The 6325-nt window shown below is 36.6% G+C and carries 12 protein-coding genes; 4 read left to right on the forward strand and 8 right to left on the reverse strand.

What is annotated here, in order from left to right; genetic code table 11:
* Positions 1–152: 152 nt before the first annotated feature.
* Together ACFIL3_RS08690 and ACFIL3_RS08695 are read left to right on the forward strand one after the other, a co-directional pair.
* Positions 153–419 (forward strand): BrnT family toxin, encoded by a 267-nt coding sequence (locus ACFIL3_RS08690; RefSeq protein ID WP_375613975.1) that lies wholly within the window; start codon positions 153–155, stop codon positions 417–419.
* Complete coding sequence (locus tag ACFIL3_RS08695) at positions 397–702, forward strand: BrnA antitoxin family protein (protein WP_006589112.1); 306 nt, start codon at positions 397–399, stop codon at positions 700–702. Before ACFIL3_RS08690 ends, ACFIL3_RS08695 begins: the two co-directional genes overlap by 23 nt.
* 51 nt (positions 703–753) lie before the next feature.
* Here the strand turns inward: ACFIL3_RS08695 and ACFIL3_RS08700 are convergent, their stop codons facing one another.
* The 8 genes from ACFIL3_RS08700 to ssb form a co-directional block, all read right to left on the reverse strand.
* Positions 754–1032, reverse strand: coding sequence for a hypothetical protein (locus ACFIL3_RS08700; RefSeq protein ID WP_375613974.1), 279 nt, complete (start codon positions 1030–1032; stop codon positions 754–756).
* On the reverse strand, positions 1029–1775 hold the full coding sequence (locus tag ACFIL3_RS08705; protein WP_375629428.1) for an antA/AntB antirepressor family protein: 747 nt from the start codon (positions 1773–1775) through the stop codon (positions 1029–1031). The genes ACFIL3_RS08700 and ACFIL3_RS08705 overlap by 4 nt, the downstream gene beginning before the upstream one ends.
* A gap of 595 nt (positions 1776–2370) precedes the next feature.
* Positions 2371–2949: a hypothetical protein gene (locus ACFIL3_RS08710; protein ID WP_375682089.1), complete on the reverse strand. Its 579-nt coding sequence runs from the start codon at positions 2947–2949 to the stop codon at positions 2371–2373.
* A gap of 3 nt (positions 2950–2952) precedes the next feature.
* Positions 2953–3267, reverse strand: a complete 315-nt coding sequence (locus tag ACFIL3_RS08715; protein ID WP_375675079.1) for a hypothetical protein — start codon at positions 3265–3267, stop codon at positions 2953–2955.
* 459 nt (positions 3268–3726) lie between these two features.
* A complete protein-coding gene (locus tag ACFIL3_RS08720) occupies positions 3727–4122 on the reverse strand; it encodes a type II toxin-antitoxin system HicB family antitoxin (protein ID WP_375675075.1) in 396 nt (131 codons plus the stop codon).
* The gene (locus ACFIL3_RS08725) at positions 4119–4319 is read right to left on the reverse strand and encodes a type II toxin-antitoxin system HicA family toxin (RefSeq protein ID WP_375612550.1); all 201 of its coding nucleotides are present in this window, start codon (positions 4317–4319) and stop codon (positions 4119–4121) included. Before ACFIL3_RS08725 ends, ACFIL3_RS08720 begins: the two co-directional genes overlap by 4 nt.
* Before the next feature lie 67 nt (positions 4320–4386).
* Complete coding sequence (locus ACFIL3_RS08730; protein ID WP_375668737.1) at positions 4387–4923, reverse strand: hypothetical protein; 537 nt, start codon at positions 4921–4923, stop codon at positions 4387–4389.
* A gap of 10 nt (positions 4924–4933) precedes the next feature.
* On the reverse strand, positions 4934–5386 hold the full coding sequence (gene ssb, locus ACFIL3_RS08735; protein ID WP_375613837.1) for a single-stranded DNA-binding protein: 453 nt from the start codon (positions 5384–5386) through the stop codon (positions 4934–4936).
* Positions 5387–5580: 194 nt separating this feature from the next.
* Here ssb and ACFIL3_RS08740 point away from each other — a divergent pair, with 194 nt between their 5' ends.
* Together ACFIL3_RS08740 and ACFIL3_RS08745 are read left to right on the forward strand one after the other, a co-directional pair.
* On the forward strand, positions 5581–5880 hold the full coding sequence (locus ACFIL3_RS08740) for a BrnT family toxin (protein ID WP_006925654.1): 300 nt from the start codon (positions 5581–5583) through the stop codon (positions 5878–5880).
* Positions 5858–6163 (forward strand): BrnA antitoxin family protein, encoded by a 306-nt coding sequence (locus tag ACFIL3_RS08745; protein ID WP_273756873.1) that lies wholly within the window; start codon positions 5858–5860, stop codon positions 6161–6163. The genes ACFIL3_RS08740 and ACFIL3_RS08745 overlap by 23 nt, the downstream gene beginning before the upstream one ends.
* The last annotated feature ends 162 nt before the right edge of the window (positions 6164–6325 follow it).

The following is a 6325-nucleotide window of genomic DNA, read 5'->3' on the forward strand; positions in this document are numbered from 1 at the left end:
TTATGTGAAACACCCATCTTCTTCGCAAACGCACGAACCGATAGACCCTTACGATTCTTCTTATTCATAGTTGCTCCATTTTGAATGGTATATACGAATTATTGTACACTTTAATTATTGACAAGGCTTTATTTTTCGTGTACATAAAATATATGAAGATAGTGTGGGATGAACCAAAAAGAGCTTTAAACATTGTTAAACATAAGCTTGATTTTGCTGATGTTATTTACTTTGACTGGGAACATGCTCTTATTGATGCAACCCATTCAAACCGCATGAAGGCTATTGGACATTTTGCGGATGGCACAACAGTTATTGTTTTTGCAAAGCTTGGCAATGAAGCGATATCCATTATCAGTTTTCGTCAAGCGAATAAAAAAGAAAGAGAGGTTTTCAATGACTATCAAAAAAACCTTTGAAACAGGATGTGGCTATACAAAAGAAGACTGGGACGCTGTGGATTCCCCACCACTAACAGATGAAGAACTTGCACGCTTAAAGCCAGCTAAAGACGTTTTACCAGCCTCTTTTTTTAAGTATGTAACAGAAGAGCGCCGTAAACGTGGGCGTCCACCCGTTGAATCTCCTAAACAAGCGGTTACTCTCCGTCTCGACCCAAATGTTATTGCCTCTTTTAAAAAACAAGGAAAAGATTGGCGAACACGTATGGGTGAAGTCTTAAAAAAAGCAAGTGGCAGCTAAACCAACCACCTCCCCATTTTTGAGAACGGGGAGGGGAGTTCTGTTTTTAAGTTAAGCAACCTTTTTAATGGGGCTTTCTAAATCTGGTTCGTAAGCTTTCAAAAAAGGATTCATAGCCATGGGAAACTCTGAAGCTCCGAAATCTGTAAGAACTGCCAGAATCTTTGTAAAATTGGGCACTTCATCTTGAAGTTCTAAAATCAAAGCTTTTTCCACCACGCCCATGACCTGCACCAGCGTGTTACAATCCTCATCTCCAACACTTTGATGATTGGAAAATTGAGCCAACGCTATCCACAAATCGCATAAGAAGTCGACACTGCTATTCATTGCACACCCCCAAAGATTTGCTCTCTCAAACATGCCAATCCTCTGGATGTAATTTTTGTTGAAGGGAGCACTTTTTCTGTACCATCTGGTCTTTGAATGGTGATAGCAGGACAGTCCATGAAACCTTTTTTGATTTTATCTTGATAAGGTAACAGAGGCGCCCCTGGAGTACGCCGATACACCCAACCATGTTTACGCAAGTAATCAGTTAAATCCTTTGGTCGTACTTCCAACATCTTTGCTGCTTCAATAAGACCGAATAAACCATCAGAGCGTTTTAAGCCTTCCAAAGCCTCTGCTTTAGGCTTGAGTGTATTCACCTCATTTCTTAAGTCTTCTAATTGATTAATACTCTCTAAAAGGAGCTGTTTGATCGTAAGAGGATTTTCCAATGCATTGGCAAGATTTATTTGCGGTGTTGCTACTTGTTTCAAAAGTCGTTCACATTTGATAAAATATTGACGAGCTTCATGTCCTTTATCGTTACGCTCTATCATGGAAAGGTGTTTAGCCATGTCTAAGGTGAGGTAGTATTCTATGCTTGGGCGCCCACCTTTTTCTAAATTTTTAGAAAAACCTATAAAGTCTATATTTTCTCGAAAATTACATTCTTTAATGCGATTTTTAATCCAGTCTGCAAACTTTGATGTAATTTCCAAAAATGCGTGCAATTCACGCGCATTAACAGTTTGAACAGTTTCCTGATCAATAACCTGTTCTGATATTTCTATAAGTGTGTTCATAATGAACTCCTAGTTGTTAGAGGTTTCTTAATGACACTCTAAAAGAGTGCCGGGCGCTAAGAAACACGGCAACTAGCCCGTCGTTATGCTTTCCCCGAAAGGGTATTATATGGCATAACCACACCCGACAATATTATTATATGCATATAGCATACAATGAGTCAAAGCTTTTAAATTGCGGAAAACGAGTTATTTCGGCAACCAATCCGCTAGTTGTTTTAAGGTGTTTCTTAGGCACCTGATTCGACAATAGATATAATGATACTGTCTTGTCAAGTGATAAAAAACTTTTTCTAAAAAATAATCCACTATTGTACAGTGTGTATATGAGGACACATTAAATTTGTTATTTATCAATGAGTTAAGTGTACAATGTACAGTTGATTTGAAAATTCTGTCGCTAGCGATAGTTCGCGCTGTCCTGCCCCGCAACGAAGCCAACCCGCTGGGAAGTACCTTTTGAATTGATTTTATTGATTTTTTTATGAAAAAAACAAAGCATAAGTGATAATCTGTTTTTAAAATTGCAATAAGAATATGTAATGCCTAAACTCATAAGGATATGGAATATATAGATAAAGCTTGAGAACATGATCTAGCCTTTTTTATTAGCAGCGTATTCTTGACGAGAAAGTTGTCTCTGTATGTTTTTGGTTAATCTTTCATTGGCTTCTTTTACAATAGCACTTGCAATTTCTGGCTTAGACATCACTTTAGCAATTGAAGGTCCTTCTTGTTTTGCAATGGGGAATTGATCTCCGTCATCTCTTTGAAACACATTCCCTCCCATTTTCAATTCAACACGCTTTGGAAAACTGCCTCCCTTGATAAAACCATGGGGTAAGATTTCTTTCTTTCCAAACAGTGTGTAAGTTACGCCGCGTTTTGTTTCGTTTGCTTTAAAAAATTTAAGAGGTATCGGTGTTCCAGAACCAATGATATCTGTCTCAAGAAACCTTGCTGTTGCCTTTTCTTTAATATAAACACCTCTTCTTATACGCTTTATTTGGGCTGATGAGATGTCTGCAACTTGCTTTTCAGTAAAGCGTTCAACTTGTTTTGCTGCAGTGTTTAGAGCATTACGCAGAGCCCAATTAAGGCGTGGTGCTTGAAGGTTTGTGAAGGTATCCTTCACCTGTTGAAGATAGCATTTTGGGTGGATGATTAACTTCAACTTCTAAGCCTTTTTTGGGGTAGGTGACTTGGAAGCTTTAGATGCTTTTGGCTGTTCGAGTGGAATTTCCTCTGTCACTGGTTCAGACGATGTTTGTACGGCTTCTTGTTTTATCTGCTTAATTTGTTCAACTGCCTTGTCTGTTTTTGCTGTTGTCTTGACTCCAATAAAAGGTTTTACAGCATTAGCGCGCTTGAGACGTGCGTAGACTTGATTAGAAACTTCAACAAATGGATTATTGGGTGTTGATGGTTCAAATCGAACAGTGCTTTTATTGTCTCCAACAACACACATTGGCTTAGTGATGACAGTTTTCATCATTGCTCCTTTTGAGTCATAATTAATGACATCATTAGTCAATTATTGATTTTTGTTATTTGAAAAATAGATTAGTCAGAATTACCCAGAAAACAGAGCTTTCTAGCCATATTAAAGGCTTGATATTTCATTGAATTTTTGGGAATATTTTTGAATTTTGGACGCAATACAACCAATGCAGTGCCGTCATTAAATACGATTTTTTACACCATGCCAACAAAAAAATCTATATTTTAGATTTTATAAATTATTGTGAAATTATTATAGGAGGGAAAGGCAATGACAGGTCCAGAAATATTAGATGCCATGTATATAGTATCAATGATAGTTATATCCCTCTTAACTATAGCGTTTTGTTTGCCTGCCGCCTTTTGATTTTCATTAATAGCTCGCGGATCATATGCAATTACACGCTTTTGCAAAAAAATCTAGAGTGATAAATTTTTCCAGATTGAAGAGCTAAATATTAAGCTCGTGACGCGCTGCTGTTGCCAAAAAAGCAGATCTTGTTAAACCTCTCTCTTGTGCACAATTATCAATTGCACGTAAAAGCCCTCGTTCAATTGATATATTTGTGCGTATGACTTCTGAATCATTTTCAATAAAAGGAACTTGTATTAAAAAAGCTCCTTCTGACAAAGCTGTTTTGACAGATTTCCGTTGTATGACTTCTTCAAATTTTGAAGGAATAGGCACTCTATCTATATCTTCACAATAAAGTTGGAGTGCTTCTGTTGCATTTGCGATTAAATTTTCTTCCTCATCAGCAGCAGAAAAAAGTCCCTCAAAATCAGGAAACTGAACACCAAAAGCAGATTCTTCATCTTTATGAACAAGAGCAAAAAATCTTTTCATTCTTCTTCTCCTTCTTTTAACCAGCCTGCTTGTTGTGCGATAGAACGTGCTGTACCAATCGGAAGATTTTTTTTAGGATGTGGAACGATAACAACCTTATCATCTTTTTTAAATTTATGATGAGAACCTTTCACTTTGATAAGTTCAAAGCCATCACGCTTTAATTTTGCAATGATTTTTCGGCTATCTTGTTCCATTACCTAAACTCATAATGTGTAAATATATACACATTTTAATGATTTTTCATCTGATGTCAATTCTTTTTTAATGGCTAAAATGCTTATGAAGCGCATTAAGAACAATACGCAAAGAGCTAACAAGATGTGTTAACGATTGATCTTCTATAACAAGATATTGTAATGCAGCGTAAAGATTATACTGTCTATAGAGGTGTTGTGTTTCTTTGATAACCTCTTTCGTCTCTTCATAACAATGAGTTGCTCTTTCAATCCACCGTTTTTGTGCCTCCTCATTTGATGAAGGAGTAAAGTTATCATAAATTGCATTAGGCAATCCTTTTGCACATAGATAATTGTTTTTCACTTCAAGATATTTTTGTGCAGCATCATATTGGTCTTGATTGATTTCACCTTGCAAATAAAACCGCCCGATATAGGTTCCGGAAAGCGGATTTTTAGCCTCTTCTATGGTCAAGCCAAAGCGTTTGGCACGCATTTCAATTGCCAATTTATCCATGGGTTTATGCGGTGTTTTTGCTCGTGAGATGCGTCCGTTTGGTTCTCTGATACATCCTTTAATCCGAGGACGTCCGCGTTTTGTACGTTTTTTTCTCTTTGTCATATGTTATCAATCAGAATGGGATAGCATCATTAAGAGATGTGCCATGATCAGTAGCACCTGAAGCGATAGCATAATTTTGAGAAGTAATGGGTGAAGGGGTAGGGGATGCTGATTGCTCTTTCTTTGCATCAAGCAAATACAATTCCCCTTTGAATTGTGGTAAGATAATCTCTGTTGTATAACGGTCATGCCCATTTTTATCTTGCCATTTGCGTGTTTGTAATTTGCCTTCTACGTAAATCTTTGAACCTTTGTTGAGATACTGAAGTGTAATTTTTGCTAAATGTGGATTAAAAATCACCACGGAATGCCATTCTGTTTTCTCTACTTTTTGATTGGTTTTTTTATCTGTATAGCTCTCAGAAGTCGCTATACTAAAATTGACTATTTCTGCTCCAGAATTCATTGTTTTGCTTTCGGGATCAGCACCTAAACGCCCGATTAATGTCACTTTATTTAGCATGTTTTTTCTTACCTTAAACTTGTACTTTAATACATAGAAAATCTTAGTATGATTTGCTTATTTTTTCAATTATTTCAAAATGATATTATTGTTTTTTAACATATAAAATTATATTTAATATGCAAAAAAACATAAATAGTTCAGTGTTCATTTAAAACTCTTGAAATACATACATAAATGTATTAACATAAGATATGAAAATAAGATTTGAATGGGATGAAACTAAAGCAAAAAGTAATCTTAGAAAGCACCGTGTCAGTTTTGAAATTGCTGCTCGTGTTTTTGCAGACCCGTTCGCCATGGTTAAACAAGACCGTATTGAAAACGGAGAATATCGTTGGCAAACTTTGGGTCTTGTGGATGGTTTTTTACTGCTGCTCGTGGCGCATACTGTCCATGATGATAAAGATGGTATAGAAGTAATCCGTATTATTTCAGCGCGGCGAGCTAACTCGAAAGAAAGGAAACGTTATGAAGAAGAAAGTTCTTTATGAAATTGATGTAGGTAACTTATCACCTTTGACAGATAAACAGAGAGTTGAAGTTGATAAGCTGGCTGCAATGCCGGACAGTGCAATTGATCATAGTGATATTCCGTCACTCAATGATGCATTCTGGAAAAACGCCGTTCGCAATCCATTCTATAAACCAACCAAAACTGTCACAACAGTACGTGTGGATTCAGACGTTCTAGCGTGGCTTAAAAGTCAAGGGAAAGGATATCAAACACGGATTAACGCAATTTTACGTGACGCCATGCTTCGTTCAATGCGTTGATCTCTTTCCTGCTACAAAGAGTATCAAACAGCTTTCGATAGTTTTTTATCTCCTTGTTGATCTCATCTATGAACGTTGAGAAGAAACAACGTAATCTGAACAGTTTTATAAAATCGGAAATTTTACTATAGCTTTTTAACTGAGCACTGTAGTGTGTAAATA

This window comes from Bartonella sp. CE47NXGY (assembly GCF_042195415.1).
In the GTDB taxonomy this organism is placed as follows: Bacteria; Pseudomonadota; Alphaproteobacteria; order Rhizobiales; family Rhizobiaceae; genus Bartonella.